The organism is Ideonella aquatica, assembly GCF_018069755.1.
GTDB lineage: Bacteria > Pseudomonadota > Gammaproteobacteria > Burkholderiales > Burkholderiaceae_C > Ideonella > Ideonella aquatica.
In genome coordinates, this window is sequence record NZ_JAGQDE010000009.1 from 50,500 (window position 1) to 67,829 (window position 17,330).

The window sequence follows — 17,330 nt, forward strand, 5'->3', positions numbered from 1 at the left end:
CGGGCGTGTCCGTCCGGCGCGCTAGTATCGGCCGATGATCACGCTCTACGGCATCCCCAACTGTGACACGGTGAAGGCGGCGCGCGCCTGGCTGCAGGGGCGAGGCCTGCCGCTGGCCTTTCATGACTACAAGAGGCTGGGTGTGCCGCCGGAGCGGCTGGCCGCCTGGGCGGCGGCGCTGGGCTGGGAGCGGCTGCTGAACCGGCAGGGCACGACCTGGCGCCGACTGGACGCGGCGCGTCAGGCCGCGGTGGTCGATGCGGCCTCGGCGATGGCGCTGATGGTGCAGGAACCCAGTCTGGTGCGGCGGCCGGTGGTCGAGTGGCCTGACGGCAGCATCAGCGTCGGCTTCTCTGACGCCGACTGGGCGCAGCGCGTCGGCGGCTTGCCGCCGGCCTGATCAGTCCGGCAGCACCAGGCTCAGGCCGTCGCTGCGGGCCCAGGCCTGGGCCTCCTGCTCCAGCAGGTAGCGGGTGCGGGGGTTGGCAATCGCCTTGCCAGCCTTGAGCTGCACCTGGCGGCCGCGGCGCTGCAGGCGCACAGCGCCCGTGGGCTGGTCCACCCGCGCATGGCAGACGATCACAGCCAGCCGCAGGCACAGCAGCTGTTCGATGAAGCCTTCGCGCGGCAGTGCCGCTTCGAGCTTGCGCAATCCGCCGCGCTGGCCCAGCACCAGTTCGCCCAGGCGCCGCTGCTGGCTTTGCGAGAAACCGGCGGCGTCGACGTGGTCCAGCAGATAGGCACTGTGGCGGTGGTGGTCGTGGTGCGAGACCATCATGCCGATCTCGTGCAGCTGCGCAGCCCACCACAGCTCGCGACGTTCCTCGGCTGCAGCCTGCGGCGCCAACTGGTCGTGCAGCGCCATGGCCACCCGCGCGACCCGTTCGGCCTGGGCCGTGTCGATGCCGAAGCGCCGCTGCAGCGCCTGCACGCTGTCGTCGCGCATGTCGCGCCGGCCGCTGCGGGGTCGGTGGGCGCGCAGGCGCTCGTGCAGGTCGATGATCACGCCTTGTCGCAGCGCGCCCTTGGCCGGCTGCAGGGCCTGAATGTCGAAATGCGCGGCCAGCGTGTAGAGGATGGCCAGCCCGCCCGGCAGCACCGCGCGGCGCTCGGGCTTGAGCCCGGGCAGGTCCAGGCGGTCCACGTGGCCGGCCTCGATGCAGCGGCCGATCAGCCAACGCAGGCCCGACGGGGTGATCACGCCGTCATCGATGCCGCTGGCCTTGAGCACGTCGGAGACCGCGCCGGCGGTGCCGGACGAGCCCAGCGCCTCGACCCAGCGGTTGGGCGAGAACACCGCCAGCGCCTCCTCGATCTCGGCCCCGGCGGCCACCTGGGCGGCGCGGAAACCGTCGGCATCGAGCCGGCCCTCGGGGAAGTGATTCATCGACAGGCTGACACTGCCGATCTGGAACGACTCGGCGTCGCCGGGCTGCCGGCCCTGGCCCAGGATCAGCTCGGTGGAGCGGCCGCCGATGTCGATCACCAGCCGCGCCCGGTCGGAGGGCTGCAGGAAGGACACGCCCACATAGATCAGGCGGGCCTCCTCGCGACCCGAGATCACCTCGATCGGCTGGCCCAGCGCGGCGCTGGCGCGCTCCAGGAAGGCGTTGCGGTTGCGCGCCTCTCGCAAGGTCTGGGTGGCCACTGCCCGCACCCGGCCGGGCTCGAAGCCCGCCAGATGATCGGCAAAGCGGCGCAGGCAGTCCAGGCCGCGCTGCATGGCTTCTTCGGTCAGGCACAGGTTGGCGTCCAGGCCGGCGCCCAGGCGCACGGTGTCCTTCAGGTAGAGCTGGCGCTGGTAGCGAGCGCCACGCACCTGGCCCATCTCCAGGCGAAAGCTGTTGGAGCCCATGTCGATCGCCGCCAGCGGGGCATCTGCAGTGGCTGAGGTGGAGGCGGTGTTGGGCATGGGGCGGCATTGTGCCCGCGCTGGCGCGGCCATCCCCCCGGGCGCCCAGGGGATGGGGCCGGCTCCTAGAATCCGCCGACCCCATCAACGCGGAGACGAACCATGACGGTGAATCAATGGCACGAGGACGGTGAGGCCCTGGTCGGCCAGGCGGCAGGGCTGCAGCGCCGGGGGGTGTTGCGCGCCGCCCTGGGCAGCGGCTTCGCGGCGGCGGCGCTGCCGGTGGTGGCGCAGACCCTGGTCAAGACCTCTGCCGACGGCCTGGAGGCTGGCGAGGTGACGATCCCTGTGGGCGACTTCAAGATGCCCGCCTACCGCGCCCAGCCGCAGGGCAAGCGCGGTGCGCCGGTGATCCTGGTGATCAGCGAGATCTTCGGCGTGCATGAACACATCGCCGACGTCTGCCGCCGCTTCGCCAAGCTGGGCTACTGCGCGATCGCGCCTGAGCTGTTTGTGCGCCAGGGCGATGCCGGCGCCTATGGCGAGATCGCCAAGTTGGTGGCCGAGGTCATCTCCAAGGTGCCCGACGAACAGGTCATGACCGACCTGGACGCCACCGTGGCCTGGGCCGACGCGCAGGGCCAGGACGCCGGCAAGCTGGCCATCACCGGCTTTTGCTGGGGCGGGCGCATCACCTGGCTGTACGCGGCGCGCCAGCCTCGGCTGAAGGCGGCGGTGGCCTGGTACGGTCGGCTCGAAGGGGCCTCCACGCCGCTGACGCCGAAACACCCGGTGGAGCTGGCCGGGGCGCTGAAAGCGCCGGTGCTGGGCCTGTATGGTGGACAGGACACCGGCATCCCGCTTGACAGCGTTGCTAAGATGAAGACTGCGCTGACCCAGGGCTCGGCGGCCGCCAAGGCCTCCGAGTTCGTCGTCTACGCTGACGCCCCGCATGCCTTCCATGCCGACTACCGCCCCAGCTACCGGGCCGACGCGGCACAGCAAGGCTGGGCGCGTTGCGTGGCCTGGCTGCGTGACCACGGCGCCGCCTGAGGACGCCTTCCGCCCTGAGCTCCGGTCCGGGGCGTCTGCCCTGATTCCCCGATGACCCTGTTCTACATCGTCCTGGCCACGCTGATCGGCGGCGTGCTGTCGGTGGTGATTGCCGCCTCGCTGACCACCTCGGTGCTGACCTATGTGGTCAAGCACCTGGTCAGCCTGTCGGCTGGCGTGCTGCTGGGCACGGCCCTGCTGCACACGCTGCCTGAAGCCTTCGAGAGCGCGGTCGACGCTCACACGCTGTTCGCCACGCTGCTGGGCGGGCTGCTGTTCTTCTTCCTGCTGGAAAAAGCCGAGCTCTACCGGCACGACCACCACCACGAGGGTGACGGACACCACCACCACCACCACCACGACGCCGAACAGGCCGGCCGCGGCGGCTACAGCGTGCTGGTGGGCGACAGCATCCACAACTTCTGCGACGGCATCATCATCGCCGCCGCCTTCATCGCCGACCCCTGGCTGGGCGTCACCACCTCGGTGGCGATCATCCTGCACGAGATCCCGCAGGAGGTGGGCGACACCATCGTGCTGATCAATGCTGGCTTCGGTCGACGCAAGGCGCTGCTGTTCAACGCCTTGTCGGGCCTGGCTGCGGTGGTGGGCGGCGTGCTGGGCTACTACGTGCTGGCCTGGTGGCAGTCGCTGTACCCGTACCTGCTGGTGGTGGCGGCCAGCAGCTTCATCTATGTGGCCGTGGCCGACCTGATCCCACAGATGCAGCGCCGCATGCCGCTGCGCGAACTGCTCAGCCAGGTCGCCTGGATTGGCGCCGGCCTGCTGCTGATCATCGTGGCGATCGGCTTCATGCACGAGCACGGCTGAGCCGGGCCCCACAAGACACACGGGGCCGATCAGGGCCCCGTGGTGCGCACTGGGCCGGGCAGGCGCCCGGCGGCCAATTACTTGATGACCAGCACCGGCACCTGGCAGTGGGTCAGCACCTTCTGCGTCTCGCTGCCCAGCAGCAGCGCGCTGACGCCGCGGCGGCCGTGCGAGGCCATGACGATCAGGTCGCAGCTTTGAGCCTTGGCGTGGTCGACGATGGCTTCCCAGGGGTGGACCGCCTCCACCGTGGCGGCATCGCAGGCCACGCCTGCGGCGGCGGCGGCCTCGGCCACGGTCTTCACACGGGCGGCGGCGATGCGCTCCTGGGCGTCATAGAACTCCTGCGGCGGCACCGGCTGCATCTCGGAGATGGCGCTGTAGGGGAAGGGCTCCTTGACGCTCATGACGGTGAGCTTGGCGCCCAGGGTCTTGGCCAGCGTCAGGGCAGTCTGGACCGCCTTGGCGGTGATGTCGGAACCGTCGGTGGGAACCAGGATGTTGCGGTACATGTGGGACTCCTTGCGCTCATTTGCCGGGGATGCCGGCCCATGGACAGAGTGTCGCCCTCTGGACTTTTTAGTTCTTGATGGCGGTCAAGTCGATCGCGCCACCGGTCGCGCCGGGTCGGCTGACCACTCGCTCCACGAGCCCGGGTACAGCGCACTGCCGGCAAGGCCGGCGGCCTCCATCGCCAGCAGGTTGTGGCAGGCGGTGACGCCCGAGCCGCACTGGTGCACCACCCGCGCAGCCTCGGTGCCCAGGCTGGCGAAGCGCTGGCGCAGGGCCTCGGCGGGCAGGAAGCGGCCGTCCGGGCCCAGGTTGTCCTTGAAGAAGCGGTGACGCGCGCCGGGGATGTGGCCGGCCTGGGCGTCGAGGGGCTCGACCTCGCCGCGGAAGCGCTCGCCGGCGCGGGCGTCCACCACCACGCGGGCGCCAGGGGCCGACAGCAGTGTGGCGGCGTCGACCGTGGGCATGGTCGAGGCACCGAGCGGGTAGGGCGGGGCGGGCTCGGCGGCGACCGGCGGCACCGTCTCCAGCGCACCACCGGCCGCCTGCCAGGCGGCGAGGCCACCATCGAGCACCAGCACCTCGGCGTGGCCGATCCAGCGCAGCATCCACCAGGCGCGGGCCGCATAGCAGCCGCCCTGGGCGTCATAGGCCACCACCAGGCGGCCCGGGCGCAGGCCCCACTGTCCGGCGCGCGCGGCGAAGACCTCGCGCGTGGGCAGCGGGTGGCGGCCGCCGTCGATCGAGCCGCGCGGCGACTTGGGGCCCGAGAGATCGCGGTCCAGGTGCGCATACAGCGCACCGGGCAGATGGCCCGCGGCATGGGCGCGCTCGCCGGCCGTGGGGTCCATCAGGTCGAAGCTGCAGTCCAGCAGCAGCGGGGCGGGTGCTGCGTCCAGGCGCTGGCGCAGCTCGGTGGCGGTGATCAGCGGATGCATCAGGGACTCTCCTGGTGAGGTGTCAGCCATCGGTGGTGGTGTCGGGGGTGTTGGCAGCCACCTGCTGGCGCAGGCGCGTGGCGACGACGCCGGCGCCAATGATCAGCGCCATGCCGGCCACCGCCTCCAGCGTGACCGGGTCGTCGAACAGCAGCATGCCGAAGAGGAACGAGAAGACGATGCCCAGGTACTGCAGGCTGGCGTTGCTGAGCGTGCGGCCGATCGCGTAGGCGCGCGTCATCGCCATCTGGGCGGTGGTGGCCAGCAGGCCGATGGCCAGCAGCAGTGCGGCGCCGCTCAGGTCGTGCGGCCGCGGTGGTGTGGGCAGGAACTGCGCCAGCACGGCCCCGGCGACGCAACCGCCCATCGAGAAGTAGAAGACGATGCGGTACTCCGGCTCGCCCGCCCGCCCCAGCGCGGTGACCTGCAGGTAGGCCAGCGCCGAGATCATGCCCGACAGCAGGCCCGCCAGCGCGCCTGGCGCCTGGCCCGGCCCCAGCGAGGGCTGCAGCACCAGCGCGACGCCGCCAAAACCCACCATCACCGTGGCCACCAGCCGTGGGTCCACCCGCGCAGCGCCCATCAGGATGGCGCCACCGACCAGGAACATCGCCATCCACACCGAGGACATGTAGTTCAATGTCACCGCGGTGGCCAGCGGCAGGCGCGACATCGACCAGAACCACAGCATCAGCGCCGTCACGCCCACCGCGGCGCGGGTGAGGTGCATCAGCGGCACCGCGGTGCGCAGGCTGCCGCCGCGCAGCCGCACCACGCCCAGCACGAAGAGCATGCCGATCAGGCCGCGCCAGAACACGATCTCGCCGGTGTTGTACTGCTGCGAGGCGAGCTTCACGCACACGCCCATGCCGGCGAACAGCAGGGACGCAAGAACCATCAGGACGGGGGCGGACATGCGGCCATTGTCACCGCCGCGGCTACACTGCCCGGCCTCATGAAGAACATCGTCATCCTGCTCTCCGGGCGCGGCAGCAACATGCGCTCGGTGGTGCAGGCCTGCAGCGCTGAAGCCTGGCCGGCGCGTATCGCCGCCGTCATCGCCAATCGCCCCGACGCCGAAGGCCTGGCCTGGGCTGCGGCACAGGGCCTGGCCACCGCCGTGGTCGACCACCGCGCCCACGCCGACCGCGAGGCCTTCGACGCCGCGCTGGCCGCCGAGATCGACCGCCACCAGCCCGACCTGCTGCTGCTGGCCGGCTTCATGCGCATCCTGACCGACGGCTTCGTGCGCCACTACGCGGGCCGGATGCTGAACATCCATCCGTCCCTGCTGCCGGCCTTTCCGGGTCTGCACACCCACCGCCAGGCCCTGGCCGCGGGCGTCCAGGCGGCGGGTGCCACCGTGCACTTCGTGACGCCGCAGCTGGACCACGGCCCGATCGTCGCCCAGGCGGTAGTGCCGGTGCGGCCGGACGACGACGAAGCCGCGCTGGCCGCACGCGTGCTGGCCGCCGAACACCGCCTGTACCCGATGGCCGCGCGCTGGTTCGTCGAGGGTCGGCTGGCGCTGGCACAGGGTCGGGTGCGGCAGCTGGATGGCGCCTCCCAACTGCTGTGGGATGGCGGGCTGGGATAATCCGTCCGATGCACCCGAATGCCCTGCTGGACCTGGCCACCGAACTGCTGCGCCAGGTCCTGAAACTCGACGCCCCCGCCGACCAGACGGTGTCGGCCTTCTTCCGCAAGCACCGCACGCTGGGCCCCCGCGAGCGCCACACGCTGGCCGAGACCACCTACCAGGTGCTGCGCCAGCGCCTGCTGCTGGCCAACCTGGCGCAAAGCGGCAGCGGCGCGCTGGAGCGCCGCCTGGCCATCCTGGCCTGGCAGGGCAGCGAATCCTTCCTGCGCGGTGCGCTGGGCCCGAACGAGCAGAAGTGGTGGGCCGAGGTGCAGGCGGTGGACCGCACCAGCCTGCCCGAGAAACTGCGCCACAACCTGCCCGACTGGCTGGCCCAGGCGCTGCACGGCGAACTGGGCGAGGACTTCTGGCCGCTGGTCGAGGCGATGGAGCAGTCCGCGCCGCTGGACCTGCGCGTCAATCTGCTGAAGGCCAGCCGCGCCGAGGTGCTGGCCGAGCTGGCCGAGGCCGGCATCCCGGCCGCCGCCACGCCGCACTCGCCCTGGGGTGTGCGCCTGGAAGGCAAGCCCGCGCTGCAGAAGCTGCCGCTGTTCACCGCCGGCCGGGTCGAGGTGCAGGACGAGGGCAGCCAGTTGCTGGCCGCGCTGACCGGCGCCAAGCGCGGCGAGATGGTGGTGGACTTCTGCGCCGGTGCCGGTGGCAAGACGCTGGCGCTGGGCGCGATGATGCGCAACACCGGCCGCCTCTACGCCTTCGATGTGTCCGGCCACCGCCTGGACGGCCTGAAGCCGCGCCTGGCGCGCTCCGGCCTGTCCAATGTCTATCCGGCGCAAATCGCCCATGAGCGCGACGAGCGCGTCAAGCGCCTGGCCGGCAAGATCGACCGTGTGCTGGTGGATGCTCCCTGCTCGGGCCTGGGCACGTTGCGCCGCAACCCCGACCTGAAATGGCGCCAGTCACCGCAGGCGCTGGACGAGCTGGGCGTCAAGCAAAGCGCCATCCTGGCCAGCGCCGCCCGCCTGGTCAAGCCTGGCGGCCGGCTGGTCTACGCCACCTGCAGCCTGCTGCGGCGCGAGAACGAGGCGGTGGCCGAGGCCTTTGGTGCCGCCCACCCCGACTTTGAGCCGCTGCCGGCCGGCCCGCTGCTGGAGGCCGCCCAGGTCGAGCGCGCCGCCGAACTGGTCAGCGACGCCGGCCACCTGCGCCTGTGGCCGCACCGCCACCGCACCGACGGCTTCTTCGCCACCGCCTGGCAGCGCAAGACCTGATCTGGCGCAGAGGGCCTGGGGAGTTTCCCCTGACCTGATCGGCGTCAAGCGCCTAGAATTGAAGCATGCGTCCATCCGCCGGTGGATTCGATTGCAGTTGGGAACCTTCGCACGATGAATGATCTGCTCGTCTGGGCGGCCGATTTCGCCGCCAATGGACTGCTCCATGCCTCTGGCTGGCAGCTTCTGGCCTACACGCTGGTGGTGACGCACATCACGATCGCCGCGGTGACCATCTTCTTGCACCGTGCGCAGGCGCACCGGGCGCTGGACCTGGGTCCCATTCCCTCGCACTTCTTCCGCTTCTGGCTGTGGCTGACCACCGGCATGGTCACCAAGGAGTGGGTGGCCATCCACCGCAAGCACCACGCCAAGTGCGAGACCCCCGACGATCCGCACAGCCCGATCACCCGCGGCATCGACACCGTGCTGCTGCGCGGCGCTGAGCTTTACCGCAGCGAAGCCAAGGTGTCGGAGACCTTGTCCAAGTACGGTCACAACACGCCCAACGACTGGATTGAGCGCCAGCTCTACACCCGCCACAGCGCCCTGGGCGTGAGCCTGCTGCTGATCGCCAACGTGGCGATGTTCGGCGGCTGGGGCCTGACGATCTGGGCGGTGCAGATGCTCTGGATCCCGATCTGGGCGGCCGGCGTCATCAACGGCATCGGTCACTACTGGGGCTACCGCAACTTCGAGGCGCCCGATGCCTCCACGAATATCTCGCCCTGGGGTCTGTTGATCGGCGGCGAGGAACTCCACAACAACCACCACACCTACGCCACCTCGGCCAAGTTCTCGGTCAAGCCCTATGAGTTCGATCTGGGCTGGGCCTACATCCGGGTACTGCAGTCGCTGGGCTGGGCCAAGGTGCGCAAGGTGGCGCCGCAGCTGGTGCTGGGTTCGGTCAAGGCCGAGGCCGACCGCCGCACGCTGGAGGTCATCATCGCCAACCGCTACGAACTGATGGCCGAGTACGCCAAGGAGCTGCGCCGCACCTGCGCCACCGAGCTGGCGCGCCTGAAGGCCGAGGGCGCCGCCAAGAGCGCTGCCTGGACCAACCTGCGCCTGGCTGAACGCTGGCTGCACCGCGATGCCGACCGCATTCCCGGCAATGTGCGTGAGCAGCTGGACGCCGCGATCGCCGGCAGCCCGGCGCTGCAGAAGCTGGTGACCATGCGCGAGGAGCTGCGTCAGCTCTGGACCCGCACCAATGTCTCCGGCGAACAGCTGGTGGCCGATCTGCAGGACTGGTGCCGCCGCGCCGAGGCCAGCGGCGTGGCCGCGCTGCGCGACTTCTCGGTGCAGCTGCGCTCGGCGCGCGCCTGAGTCAAGCACCTGCCGCACCCTCCGGGCCCGCCGCGTGCGGGCCTTTTTCATGGCTGTCCGCGGCGGCCAACATCTGGGCATAGAGCGCCCAGGCCTCTGCAGCCCGCTCGGCGCTGATGCGCTCGATCGCGTTGCCAGCATGCACCACCAGGTGGTCGCCCAGGCGGATGTCCAAGCCGTCCAGCAGCATCAGATTGACCACGCGTTGCGCACCCTGGGCCTGGCAATGCGCCAGCCAGCCGTCGATCGCCACCACCTGCATCGGTACCGCCAGGCACATCGGGAGCCCTTTCCCCAACCTTGACCAAGGTCAGAATCGCTAGATTAGCAATCACTAAACTAAAAACAAGGAGACAGATCAAGTCTCCGCCAACTCACAGGCGGGCTTCATGATCACGACCCCCTCAGTGGCCGACGCCGATCGGTCCGGTTGTCTGGTGCTGGGCATCGGCAACCGCCTGCTGCAGGACGACGCGGCAGGTCCGCTGGTGATCGATCGGTTGGCCGCACTGGCACGGCCTGGCGTGCGGCTGCTGGACGGCGGGACGATGGGGCTGTCGCTGCTGCCCGACATCGAGGCCTGTGATGCGCTGATCGTGGTCGACGCGGCCCGCTTCGGGACCGAGCCCGGCACGGTCCGGGTCTTCGAGAACGAGGCCATGGACGCCCAGGCCCTGGGCCGCAAGCAGACGGTGCATGAGGTGGCCTTGGCCGACCTGCTGGGCGCGGCGGCGCTGCAGGACCTGCTGCCATCGCGCCGCGCGCTGGTGGCGGTCGAGCCGGATGCCACGGCCCTGGGCCTGTCGCCCACACCCGCGGTACGGGCTGCACTGCCACAGATGGTGGCCCAGGTGCAGCGCCTGCTGGCCCGCCTGGCGCCCGAGGTGCTGGCATGAGCCTGGTGGGCCAGGTGTTCGCGCTGCAGCCTGACCAGGCGCCGCTGGCCGACGCTGTGTCCGATGCGGTGCTGCAGCAGGTGGTCGCCGCCCTGGCGGCGCTGGCGGCAACCCCCACTCAGGTGCAGGTGATTGACCTGCGCAGCCTGCCGCTCGACGCAGCGGGTGTGGCGCGCCTGCGCCAGCGGCTGGGGGCGGGTGAGGTGATCGCCGAGGTTCGCAGTGCGGCTCTCACGTGGTTGGAGGAAACCGCCTTTGCCGGCGTCTGGTGGCAGACCCAGCACCGAGGCGCTTCCGACGCTGCCGACCCCTGGCAGGCGATTGTCGTGGCGCAGGTGCCACCGCTGCTGGCGGCCCATCCGGACGACGTGGCCGAGGCCGCGGCGCGTTTGGCCGCGGTCGCCCACCCATCCGATTCAGGAGGCAAGGCATGAGAGACCCCCGAACTCTGGGCGAGCTGATGCGCGAGCGTGGTGTCTCGCGACGCGCCTTTCTGCAGTTTGCTGGCGCCATGTGCAGCGCGATGGCCTTGCCTGCCGAGGCGGCCGGCCCGATGGCCGAAGGCCTGGCGCGGGCCCGCCGGCAGTCGGTGATCTGGCTGTCCTTCCAGGAGTGCACCGGCTGTACCGAGTCCTTCACGCGCAGCTTCAGCCCCAGCCTGGAGGACCTGATCTTCGACTTCATCTCGTTGGACTACCACCACACGCTGCAGTCGGTGTCGGGCGAGGCCGCCGAGGCCGCCCGCCGCCAGGCGATGAAGGACAACGCCGGCCAGTACATCGTCGTCGTCGACGGCTCGGTGCCCACTGCGGCCGAAGGCGTCTATTCAGTGATCGCCGGCCAGACCAACCTGGCCATGCTGGCTGAGACGGTGGAGCATGCCGCCGCGGTGGTGGCAGTGGGCACCTGCGCCGCCTTTGGCGGCCTGCCCGAGGCGCATCCCAACCCCACTGGTGCGGTGGCCATTGACGCGCTGGTGAAGGGCAAGCCGCTGATCAACATTCCCGGCTGCCCGCCGATGCCGCAGGCCATGGTGGGCACGCTGACCCACATCCTGTCCTTTGGCCAGCTGCCCGAGCTGGACGCGCTGAAGCGGCCACGCGCGTTCTTCGGCGAGACCATCCACGACCGCTGCTACCGACGCCCGTTCTACGAGCGCGGCCTGTTCGCGCACAGCTTCGACGATGAGGGCGCGCGCCAGGGCTGGTGCCTGTTCGAGCTGGGCTGCAAGGGGCCGGTCACCTACAACGCCTGTGCTTCGCAGAAATGGAACGGTGGCGTGTCGTTCCCGATCCAGTCGGGCCATGGCTGCATCGGCTGTTCGGAGCCCGGCTTCTGGGATCGTGGCGGGCTGTACCAGCCGCTGTCGGCCGCCACGCTGCGGCCGGGGCAGGGGCGGGCGGCCTGGCTGGGGGGCGCGGCCGTGGCCGGTGCGACCCTGGGTGCTGGCGCGGCCGCGCTGGCCCGCCAGCGCCAGAACGCCACAGAGACGCCGGCGGCCGGTGCCGCCACCACCGACTGAGGAGGCACCTTCCATGGACCTGCTCGATTTTGCCCGCGGCCCCGCGCTGCGTTTTGCCATGGCCGTGTTTGTGCTGGGCGTGGCCTGGCGCCTGATCGGCGTGTTGCTGCTGCCGCGCATCGGCGACCGCTCACCTGCCCGCGAGGGCGCGCCACCGGCGGCCATGGCGGCGCTGGGCACTGTGCTGCGGCGCATGTGGCCGCGGCGGGACATCTTTCCGCGCACCGTCTTCACCACCGTCAACAGCTTCGTCTTCCACCTGGGTCTGGCGGTGGTGGTGTTCGGGTTGGCGGCGCACATCGTTTTCCTGCGCGACCTGCTCGGCCTGCACTGGCCGGCACTGCCCAGCAACCTGGTATTCGCGGTGGCGGTGGTCACGCTGGCCTCGCTGCTGGGGGCGCTGGTGTTCCGGGTGTCCAGCCCGGTGACGCGCCTGATCACCCGGCGCAGTGACTACCTCAGCTGGCTGCTGACCTTCCTGCCGGTGCTGACCGGTTTGCTGGCGACCGCCCACCTGGGCGCGCGCTACGAGACGCTGCTGGCCATCCACCTGCTCAGCATCGCCGCCTTTCTGGTGTGGTTCCCGTTTGGCATGCTGATGCACGCCGTGCTGTTCGCGTTCTCGCGCGGGGCCACCGGCATCCGCTTCAGCCACCGGGGGGTGAAGGTATGAACACCGCCGCCACGACCACCAAGCCCGGCTTCGACCGCCAGGGTGAACAAGCTGATGCGGTGCGCGTTGAGGCCGCGATGCGCAGCTTCGTGCGCGAGTTCGGCGTCACCGCTGCGCTGCACATGGAAGCCTGCGTGCGCTGCGGCATGTGCGCCCAGGCCTGCCACTTCCACATCGCCACCGGCGACCCGAAGTACACGCCCATCTACAAGCTCGAGCCTTTCCGCAAGGCATACGCCCGCGAGGCCGGCCCGTTCGCGCCAATAGTCCGCGCACTGAACCTGGTGCCGCCGGTGACGGTGGCCGAGCTGGAGCAGTGGCAGGCCCTGATCTACGACAGCTGCAACATGTGCGGTCGCTGCACGCTGGCCTGCCCGATGGGCATCGACATCGCCGAGCTGGTCAAGGAAGCGCGCCACGGCATGTACCAGGCCGGCCTGATCCCCGAGCGCCTCTCGCTGATGGACCGCACCGCGCGCCAGTGGGGCAGCCCGGCCACGCCGGCCGAGGACCTGCCCGACATCCTGGCCGAGATCGAGGCCGAACACGGCGTCAGCATCCCCTGCAACCGCGAGAAGGCCGAGGTGCTGGTCACCGCCGCGCCGGCCGAGCTGGGCGACCACACGCTGTCACTGGCCGCGGCGGCCAAGGTGCTGAACAAGGCCGGTGTCGACTGGACGATGCATCAGGAGGGCTTCGACGCCTCCAACATCGGCTTCAACAACGGCGACATCGAGCTGCAGGAGCGCCTGACCCGCGCCCTGATCGACACCGCGGTGAAGATCGGCGCCAGCACCGTGCTGCTGCCCGAGTGCGGCCACGCCTATGGCGCCGCGCGCTGGGAGGCCGCCAAGTGGTATGGCGAGCGGCTGCCGGTGCGGGTGGTGCACATGACCGAGTACCTGGACGAGCTGCTGAGCAGCGGGCGCATCCGGGTGCGCCGCGCGGCCGATACCGTGACCTTCCACGACCCCTGCCAGATCGTCCGTCGCGGCGGCCTGGAGGCGGCAGCCCGGCGCGTGCTGGCCGCGCTGGGCTTCGAGCTGCGCGAGTTGAAGAACCACGGGGTGGGCGGCTTCTGCTGCGGGGGTGGCGGGGGCGTGGTGTCCAACCAGCGCGCCACGCCACTGCGCCACCAGGTCTTTGCCATGAAGCAGGCCCAGGTCGAGGCCACCGGCGCCCAGCGGTTCGTCACCAGCTGCGGCCAGTGCCGCATCACGCTGGACCAGGGTGCCAAGCACGCGCATTGGGCGATGAAACCCGAAAGCCTGCTCGACATCGTCGCCGACAGCCTGGCCGATTGAAGGAAACCGCATGAACACCCGCGTCGTCGTCGATCCGATCACCCGCATTGAGGGCCACCTGCGCATCGAGGCCGAGACCGACGCCCAGGGCCGCATCGCCCAGGCCTGGAGCTCGGGCACCATGGTGCGCGGCATCGAGCTGATCCTCAAGGGGCGCGATCCGCGCGAGGCCTGGGCCTTCGCGCAGCGCATCTGCGGCGTGTGCACGCTGGTGCACGGCATGGCCTCGATCCGCTCGGTGGAGGACGCGCTGCACTGGCAGGTGCCGGCGAATGCGCAGCTGATCCGCAACCTGATGATCGGCGCGCAGTATGTGCATGACCACGTCATGCACTTCTACCACCTGCATGCGCTGGACTGGGTGGACGTGGTTTCGGCGCTGAAGGCCGATCCCAAGGCCACATCGGCGCTGGCGCAGTCGATTTCCGGCTACGCACGCTCCAGCCCGGGCTACTTTTCGGACACGCAGACGCGCCTGAAGCAGTTCGTCGAGAGCGGTCAGCTGGGCATCTTCGCCAACGGCTTCTGGGGCCATCCGGCCTACAAGCTGCCGCCCGAAGCCAACCTGATGGCGGTGGCGCACTACCTGGATGCGCTGGCCTGGCAGCGCGAGGTGGTCAAGATCCACGCCATCTTTGGCGGCAAGAACCCGCACCCGAACTTCCTGGTCGGCGGCTCACCCAGCCCGATCAGCGCCGGCCCGGGCAGCGGCGGGGCCGCGGCCACCACAGTCAACATCGTGGCGCTGGAAGAAGTGCGGCAGGTGATCCGGCAGATGCAGTCCTTCGTCGATCAGGTCTATGTGCCCGACACGCTGGCCATCGCCGGCTTCTACAAGGACTGGTTCGCGCGCGGCGAGGGCCTGGGCCACTTCATGACCGTGGGCGACTTCCCCGGCCCCGATGGCAAGAACCTGATTCCCGCCGGTGTCATCCTCAACCGCGACCTCAGCCACATCGAGCCGATCGACCTGCGTGACCCGACCCAGGTGCAGGAGTTCGTGGCGCATTCCTGGTACGACTACAGCGGCGGCAAGGAGCAGGGCCTGCACCCGCACCAGGGAGAAACCACGCTGCACTACACCGGCCCGAAGCCGCCCTACGAGCAGCTCGATACCGCCGCCAGCTACTCGTGGCTGAAGTCGCCGCGCTGGAAGGACAAGCCGGTCGAGGTGGGCCCGCTGGCGCGCGTGCTGATGCTGCACGCCAGCGGCCACGAGCCCACGCGCGAGCTGGCCGCCAAGGCACTGGGCCAGTTGGAGCTGCCGATCACGGCGATGTTCTCCACGCTGGGCCGCACGGCGGCGCGCACGCTGGAGACCAAGCTGATCGCCGACCAGATGATGGGCTGGCTCGATGCGCTGGTCGCCAACATCAAGGCCGGCGATGCGGCCATGCACAACGACACCCTGTGGGACCCTGCGCGCTGGCCGGCCGAGGCCAAGGGGGTGGGCTTCCTCGAGGCACCCCGCGGCGCGCTGCTGCACTACATCGTCATCAAGAACGGCCTGATCGACAACTACCAGGCGGTGGTGCCCAGCACCTGGAACGCCGGCCCACGTGACGCCGCCGGCCAGCCGGGCGCCTACGAGGCGGCGCTGATGGACCGGCACGAGTTGCACGACGCCAAGCAGCCGCTGGAGATCCAGCGCACCGTGCACAGCTTCGACCCATGCATCGCCTGCGCGGTGCATGTGAGCGATCCGGACGGCCAGGCGCTGTCGAGCATCACGGTGCGCTGAGCACCGTGCGCCAGAAAGACAAAAGCCCGCCAGAGGCGGGCTTTTGGTCGCATGAAGCGCGGCGCGGGGCCGATCACTTCAGCTTGGTTTCCTTGTACAGGACGTGCTTGCGGGCCTTGGGGTCGAACTTCATGAATTCGAGCTTGCCCGGAGTGGTCTTCTTGTTCTTGTTCGTGGTGTAGAAGTGGCCGGTGCCCGCGGTGGACTCCAGCTTGATCTTCTCGCGGCCGCCTTTGGATGCCATGGTGTCGCTCCTGATTCAGTGGATTAGGCTTGACCGCGCGCGCGCAGGTCGGCCAGAACGGCGTCGATGCCCTTCTTGTCGATCAGACGCAGGGCGGCGTTGCTGATGCGCAGGCGCACCCAGCGGTTCTCGCTCTCGACCCAGAAACGACGGTATTGCAGGTTCGGAAGGAACCGGCGCTTGGTCTTGTTGTTGGCGTGGGAAACGTTGTTCCCGACCATGGGCTTCTTGCCCGTGACTTCGCAGACGCGTGCCATGAGGACACTCCTGTTGTTGTCCGGCGGAGCTCGCTTCCCAACCACCTCGGTGCAACAGTGCACCGCGCAGTTGTGAATGACCTCGGCCTCACCTCGCCATTCGCTTGTGCGGGGTGGCGGTCACCCCTTCCCCCGGCTTGCTCGCGCAGGAAAACCAGGCATTGTAGCAGATCCCGAACGATCTGCGCCAGCTCAGTGCCCGCCTTCCAGGAAGCGCTGGGCGTCCAGTGCGGCCATGCAGCCGGTGCCGGCCGAGGTGATGGCCTGGCGGTAGATGTAGTCCTGCACGTCGCCGGCGGCGAACACGCCGGGCACGCTGGTCTGGGTGGCAAAGCCGTTCTGGCCGCTCTTCGTGACCAGGTAGCCGTCCTTCATCTCCAGCTGGCCCTTGAAGATCTCGGTATTGGGCGAGTGGCCGATGGCGATGAAGCAGCCGTGCAGCGTCAGGTCCTGGGTGCTGCCGTCCTGGGTGGACTTGATGCGCACGCCGGTGACGCCGCTGGCGTCGCCCAGCACCTCGTCCAGGGTCTTGTGCAGGTGCAGGACGATCTTGCCCTCGGACACCTTCTCCATCAGGTGGTCGATCATGATCGCCTCGGCGCGGAACTTGTCGCGGCGGTGGATCAGGTGCACCTTGGTGGCGATGTTCGACAGGTACAGCGCTTCCTCGACCGCGGTGTTGCCGCCGCCGACCACGCAGACCTCCTGGCCCCGGTAGAAGAAGCCGTCGCAGGTGGCGCAGGCGCTGACCCCGCGGCCCGAGAAGGCCTGCTCCGAGGGCAGCCCCAGGTACTTGGCCGAGGCGCCGGTGGCGATGATCAGGCTGTCGCAGGTGTAGCTGCCCGAGTCGCCGGTCAGCGTGAACGGACGCTTGGACAGATCGACCGCGTTGATGTGGTCGAAGACGATCTGGGTGTTGAAGCGCTCGGCGTGCTGCTGAAAGCGCTGCATCAGCTCGGGGCCTTGCACGCCCATCACGTCGGCGGGCCAGTTGTCGACCTCGGTGGTGGTCATCAGCTGGCCGCCCTGGGCCAGGCCGGTGACCAGCAGCGGCTTGAGGTTGGCACGCGCGGCATAGATGGCGGCGGTGTAGCCGGCAGGGCCGGAACCCAGGATCAGCACCTGGGCGTGGGTGGTGGAAGCGCTCATGGCCAGCAGGAAGAGGTGATGTGCTCTGGGGGCGATGCTTTGCGGGGCGCGCAACAGCCGTGGGACGGATGTCCAGGGACCCGCGCGCAAACCGGATATGCTCGCGCATGCATCGGGCGAATCGATGCCACGATTGTAGGCAAGCGCCGAGGCCCCTGCTGTC

General features: G+C 69.7%; 20 protein-coding genes. 12 read left to right on the forward strand and 8 right to left on the reverse strand.

What is annotated here, in order from left to right:
• The first annotated feature begins 34 nt into the window (after window positions 1-34).
• Complete coding sequence (locus tag KAK06_RS11700) at window positions 35-400, forward strand: arsenate reductase (RefSeq protein WP_210802293.1); 366 nt, start codon at window positions 35-37, stop codon at window positions 398-400.
• Here the strand turns inward: KAK06_RS11700 and KAK06_RS11705 are convergent, their stop codons facing one another.
• A complete protein-coding gene (locus KAK06_RS11705; protein ID WP_210802294.1) occupies window positions 401-1,912 on the reverse strand; it encodes a Ppx/GppA phosphatase family protein in 1,512 nt (503 codons plus the stop codon). It abuts the gene before it with no gap.
• A gap of 102 nt (window positions 1,913-2,014) precedes the next feature.
• Here KAK06_RS11705 and KAK06_RS11710 point away from each other — a divergent pair, with 102 nt between their 5' ends.
• Both KAK06_RS11710 and KAK06_RS11715 read left to right on the forward strand, forming a co-directional pair.
• Window positions 2,015-2,905, forward strand: coding sequence for a dienelactone hydrolase family protein (locus tag KAK06_RS11710; RefSeq protein ID WP_210802295.1), 891 nt, complete (start codon window positions 2,015-2,017; stop codon window positions 2,903-2,905).
• Between the two features lie 51 nt (window positions 2,906-2,956).
• Entirely contained in the window at window positions 2,957-3,736 is a 780-nt protein-coding gene (locus tag KAK06_RS11715) for a ZIP family metal transporter (RefSeq protein WP_210802296.1), read from the forward strand.
• 77 nt (window positions 3,737-3,813) lie between these two features.
• On the opposite strand, the gene KAK06_RS11720 is transcribed toward KAK06_RS11715, so the two are convergent.
• The 3 genes from KAK06_RS11720 to KAK06_RS11730 all read right to left on the reverse strand — a co-directional run bounded on the left by KAK06_RS11720 (window position 3,814) and on the right by KAK06_RS11730 (window position 6,100).
• Window positions 3,814-4,248: a universal stress protein gene (locus KAK06_RS11720; RefSeq protein ID WP_210802297.1), complete on the reverse strand. Its 435-nt coding sequence runs from the start codon at window positions 4,246-4,248 to the stop codon at window positions 3,814-3,816.
• An 84-nt stretch (window positions 4,249-4,332) separates the two neighbouring features.
• The gene (locus KAK06_RS11725; protein WP_210802298.1) at window positions 4,333-5,184 is read right to left on the reverse strand and encodes a sulfurtransferase; all 852 of its coding nucleotides are present in this window, start codon (window positions 5,182-5,184) and stop codon (window positions 4,333-4,335) included.
• Between the two features lie 22 nt (window positions 5,185-5,206).
• Window positions 5,207-6,100, reverse strand: coding sequence for a DMT family transporter (locus tag KAK06_RS11730; protein WP_210802299.1), 894 nt, complete (start codon window positions 6,098-6,100; stop codon window positions 5,207-5,209).
• Window positions 6,101-6,139: 39 nt separating this feature from the next.
• Here KAK06_RS11730 and purN point away from each other — a divergent pair, with 39 nt between their 5' ends.
• The 3 genes from purN to KAK06_RS11745 all read left to right on the forward strand — a co-directional run bounded on the left by purN (window position 6,140) and on the right by KAK06_RS11745 (window position 9,381).
• Window positions 6,140-6,781, forward strand: a complete 642-nt coding sequence (gene purN, locus KAK06_RS11735; RefSeq protein WP_210802300.1) for a phosphoribosylglycinamide formyltransferase — start codon at window positions 6,140-6,142, stop codon at window positions 6,779-6,781.
• 8 nt (window positions 6,782-6,789) lie between these two features.
• Window positions 6,790-8,052: an RsmB/NOP family class I SAM-dependent RNA methyltransferase gene (locus KAK06_RS11740; RefSeq protein WP_210802301.1), complete on the forward strand. Its 1,263-nt coding sequence runs from the start codon at window positions 6,790-6,792 to the stop codon at window positions 8,050-8,052.
• Window positions 8,053-8,166: 114 nt separating this feature from the next.
• A complete protein-coding gene (locus KAK06_RS11745; protein ID WP_210802302.1) occupies window positions 8,167-9,381 on the forward strand; it encodes a DesA family fatty acid desaturase in 1,215 nt (404 codons plus the stop codon).
• Between the two features lies 1 nt (window position 9,382).
• Here KAK06_RS11745 and KAK06_RS11750 read toward each other — a convergent pair whose 3' ends face one another.
• Window positions 9,383-9,661: a HypC/HybG/HupF family hydrogenase formation chaperone gene (locus tag KAK06_RS11750; protein WP_210802303.1), complete on the reverse strand. Its 279-nt coding sequence runs from the start codon at window positions 9,659-9,661 to the stop codon at window positions 9,383-9,385.
• 109 nt (window positions 9,662-9,770) lie between these two features.
• Between KAK06_RS11750 and KAK06_RS11755 the strand changes: the two genes are divergently transcribed.
• The 6 genes from KAK06_RS11755 to KAK06_RS11780 are packed head-to-tail and all read left to right on the forward strand — an operon-like array spanning window position 9,771 to window position 15,517.
• Window positions 9,771-10,277 (forward strand): hydrogenase maturation protease, encoded by a 507-nt coding sequence (locus tag KAK06_RS11755; RefSeq protein ID WP_210802304.1) that lies wholly within the window; start codon window positions 9,771-9,773, stop codon window positions 10,275-10,277.
• The gene (locus tag KAK06_RS11760; protein ID WP_210802305.1) at window positions 10,274-10,711 is read left to right on the forward strand and encodes a hydrogenase expression/formation C-terminal domain-containing protein; all 438 of its coding nucleotides are present in this window, start codon (window positions 10,274-10,276) and stop codon (window positions 10,709-10,711) included. Before KAK06_RS11755 ends, KAK06_RS11760 begins: the two co-directional genes overlap by 4 nt.
• Window positions 10,708-11,799 (forward strand): hydrogenase small subunit, encoded by a 1,092-nt coding sequence (locus KAK06_RS11765; RefSeq protein ID WP_210802306.1) that lies wholly within the window; start codon window positions 10,708-10,710, stop codon window positions 11,797-11,799. The genes KAK06_RS11760 and KAK06_RS11765 overlap by 4 nt, the downstream gene beginning before the upstream one ends.
• Before the next feature lie 13 nt (window positions 11,800-11,812).
• The gene (locus KAK06_RS11770) at window positions 11,813-12,472 is read left to right on the forward strand and encodes a nitrate reductase (RefSeq protein WP_210802307.1); all 660 of its coding nucleotides are present in this window, start codon (window positions 11,813-11,815) and stop codon (window positions 12,470-12,472) included.
• Window positions 12,469-13,776 (forward strand): (Fe-S)-binding protein, encoded by a 1,308-nt coding sequence (locus KAK06_RS11775; RefSeq protein WP_210802308.1) that lies wholly within the window; start codon window positions 12,469-12,471, stop codon window positions 13,774-13,776. The genes KAK06_RS11770 and KAK06_RS11775 overlap by 4 nt, the downstream gene beginning before the upstream one ends.
• A 10-nt stretch (window positions 13,777-13,786) precedes the next feature.
• Window positions 13,787-15,517 (forward strand): nickel-dependent hydrogenase large subunit, encoded by a 1,731-nt coding sequence (locus KAK06_RS11780; protein ID WP_210802309.1) that lies wholly within the window; start codon window positions 13,787-13,789, stop codon window positions 15,515-15,517.
• A 73-nt stretch (window positions 15,518-15,590) separates the two neighbouring features.
• On the opposite strand, the gene rpmG is transcribed toward KAK06_RS11780, so the two are convergent.
• The 3 genes from rpmG to trxB all read right to left on the reverse strand — a co-directional run bounded on the left by rpmG (window position 15,591) and on the right by trxB (window position 17,167).
• The gene (gene rpmG / locus KAK06_RS11785) at window positions 15,591-15,761 is read right to left on the reverse strand and encodes a 50S ribosomal protein L33 (protein WP_210802310.1); all 171 of its coding nucleotides are present in this window, start codon (window positions 15,759-15,761) and stop codon (window positions 15,591-15,593) included.
• 23 nt (window positions 15,762-15,784) lie between these two features.
• Window positions 15,785-16,018: a 50S ribosomal protein L28 gene (gene rpmB, locus KAK06_RS11790; protein ID WP_022979438.1), complete on the reverse strand. Its 234-nt coding sequence runs from the start codon at window positions 16,016-16,018 to the stop codon at window positions 15,785-15,787.
• A 192-nt stretch (window positions 16,019-16,210) separates the two neighbouring features.
• Complete coding sequence (gene trxB, locus KAK06_RS11795) at window positions 16,211-17,167, reverse strand: thioredoxin-disulfide reductase (protein ID WP_210802311.1); 957 nt, start codon at window positions 17,165-17,167, stop codon at window positions 16,211-16,213.
• Window positions 17,168-17,330: the final 163 nt, after the last annotated feature.

Coding starts and splice junctions, on each gene's coding strand:
- KAK06_RS11700 (WP_210802293.1), top strand. CDS start 35: ATGATCACGCTCTACGGCATCCCCAACTGTGACACGGTGAAGGCGGCG.
- KAK06_RS11705 (WP_210802294.1), bottom strand. CDS start 1,912: ATGCCCAACACCGCCTCCACCTCAGCCACTGCAGATGCCCCGCTGGCG.
- KAK06_RS11710 (WP_210802295.1), top strand. CDS start 2,015: ATGACGGTGAATCAATGGCACGAGGACGGTGAGGCCCTGGTCGGCCAG.
- KAK06_RS11715 (WP_210802296.1), top strand. CDS start 2,957: ATGACCCTGTTCTACATCGTCCTGGCCACGCTGATCGGCGGCGTGCTG.
- KAK06_RS11720 (WP_210802297.1), bottom strand. CDS start 4,248: ATGTACCGCAACATCCTGGTTCCCACCGACGGTTCCGACATCACCGCC.
- KAK06_RS11725 (WP_210802298.1), bottom strand. CDS start 5,184: ATGCATCCGCTGATCACCGCCACCGAGCTGCGCCAGCGCCTGGACGCA.
- KAK06_RS11730 (WP_210802299.1), bottom strand. CDS start 6,100: ATGTCCGCCCCCGTCCTGATGGTTCTTGCGTCCCTGCTGTTCGCCGGC.
- purN (WP_210802300.1), top strand. CDS start 6,140: ATGAAGAACATCGTCATCCTGCTCTCCGGGCGCGGCAGCAACATGCGC.
- KAK06_RS11740 (WP_210802301.1), top strand. CDS start 6,790: ATGCACCCGAATGCCCTGCTGGACCTGGCCACCGAACTGCTGCGCCAG.
- KAK06_RS11745 (WP_210802302.1), top strand. CDS start 8,167: ATGAATGATCTGCTCGTCTGGGCGGCCGATTTCGCCGCCAATGGACTG.
- KAK06_RS11750 (WP_210802303.1), bottom strand. CDS start 9,661: ATGTGCCTGGCGGTACCGATGCAGGTGGTGGCGATCGACGGCTGGCTG.
- KAK06_RS11755 (WP_210802304.1), top strand. CDS start 9,771: ATGATCACGACCCCCTCAGTGGCCGACGCCGATCGGTCCGGTTGTCTG.
- KAK06_RS11760 (WP_210802305.1), top strand. CDS start 10,274: ATGAGCCTGGTGGGCCAGGTGTTCGCGCTGCAGCCTGACCAGGCGCCG.
- KAK06_RS11765 (WP_210802306.1), top strand. CDS start 10,708: ATGAGAGACCCCCGAACTCTGGGCGAGCTGATGCGCGAGCGTGGTGTC.
- KAK06_RS11770 (WP_210802307.1), top strand. CDS start 11,813: ATGGACCTGCTCGATTTTGCCCGCGGCCCCGCGCTGCGTTTTGCCATG.
- KAK06_RS11775 (WP_210802308.1), top strand. CDS start 12,469: ATGAACACCGCCGCCACGACCACCAAGCCCGGCTTCGACCGCCAGGGT.
- KAK06_RS11780 (WP_210802309.1), top strand. CDS start 13,787: ATGAACACCCGCGTCGTCGTCGATCCGATCACCCGCATTGAGGGCCAC.
- rpmG (WP_210802310.1), bottom strand. CDS start 15,761: ATGGCATCCAAAGGCGGCCGCGAGAAGATCAAGCTGGAGTCCACCGCG.
- rpmB (WP_022979438.1), bottom strand. CDS start 16,018: ATGGCACGCGTCTGCGAAGTCACGGGCAAGAAGCCCATGGTCGGGAAC.
- trxB (WP_210802311.1), bottom strand. CDS start 17,167: ATGAGCGCTTCCACCACCCACGCCCAGGTGCTGATCCTGGGTTCCGGC.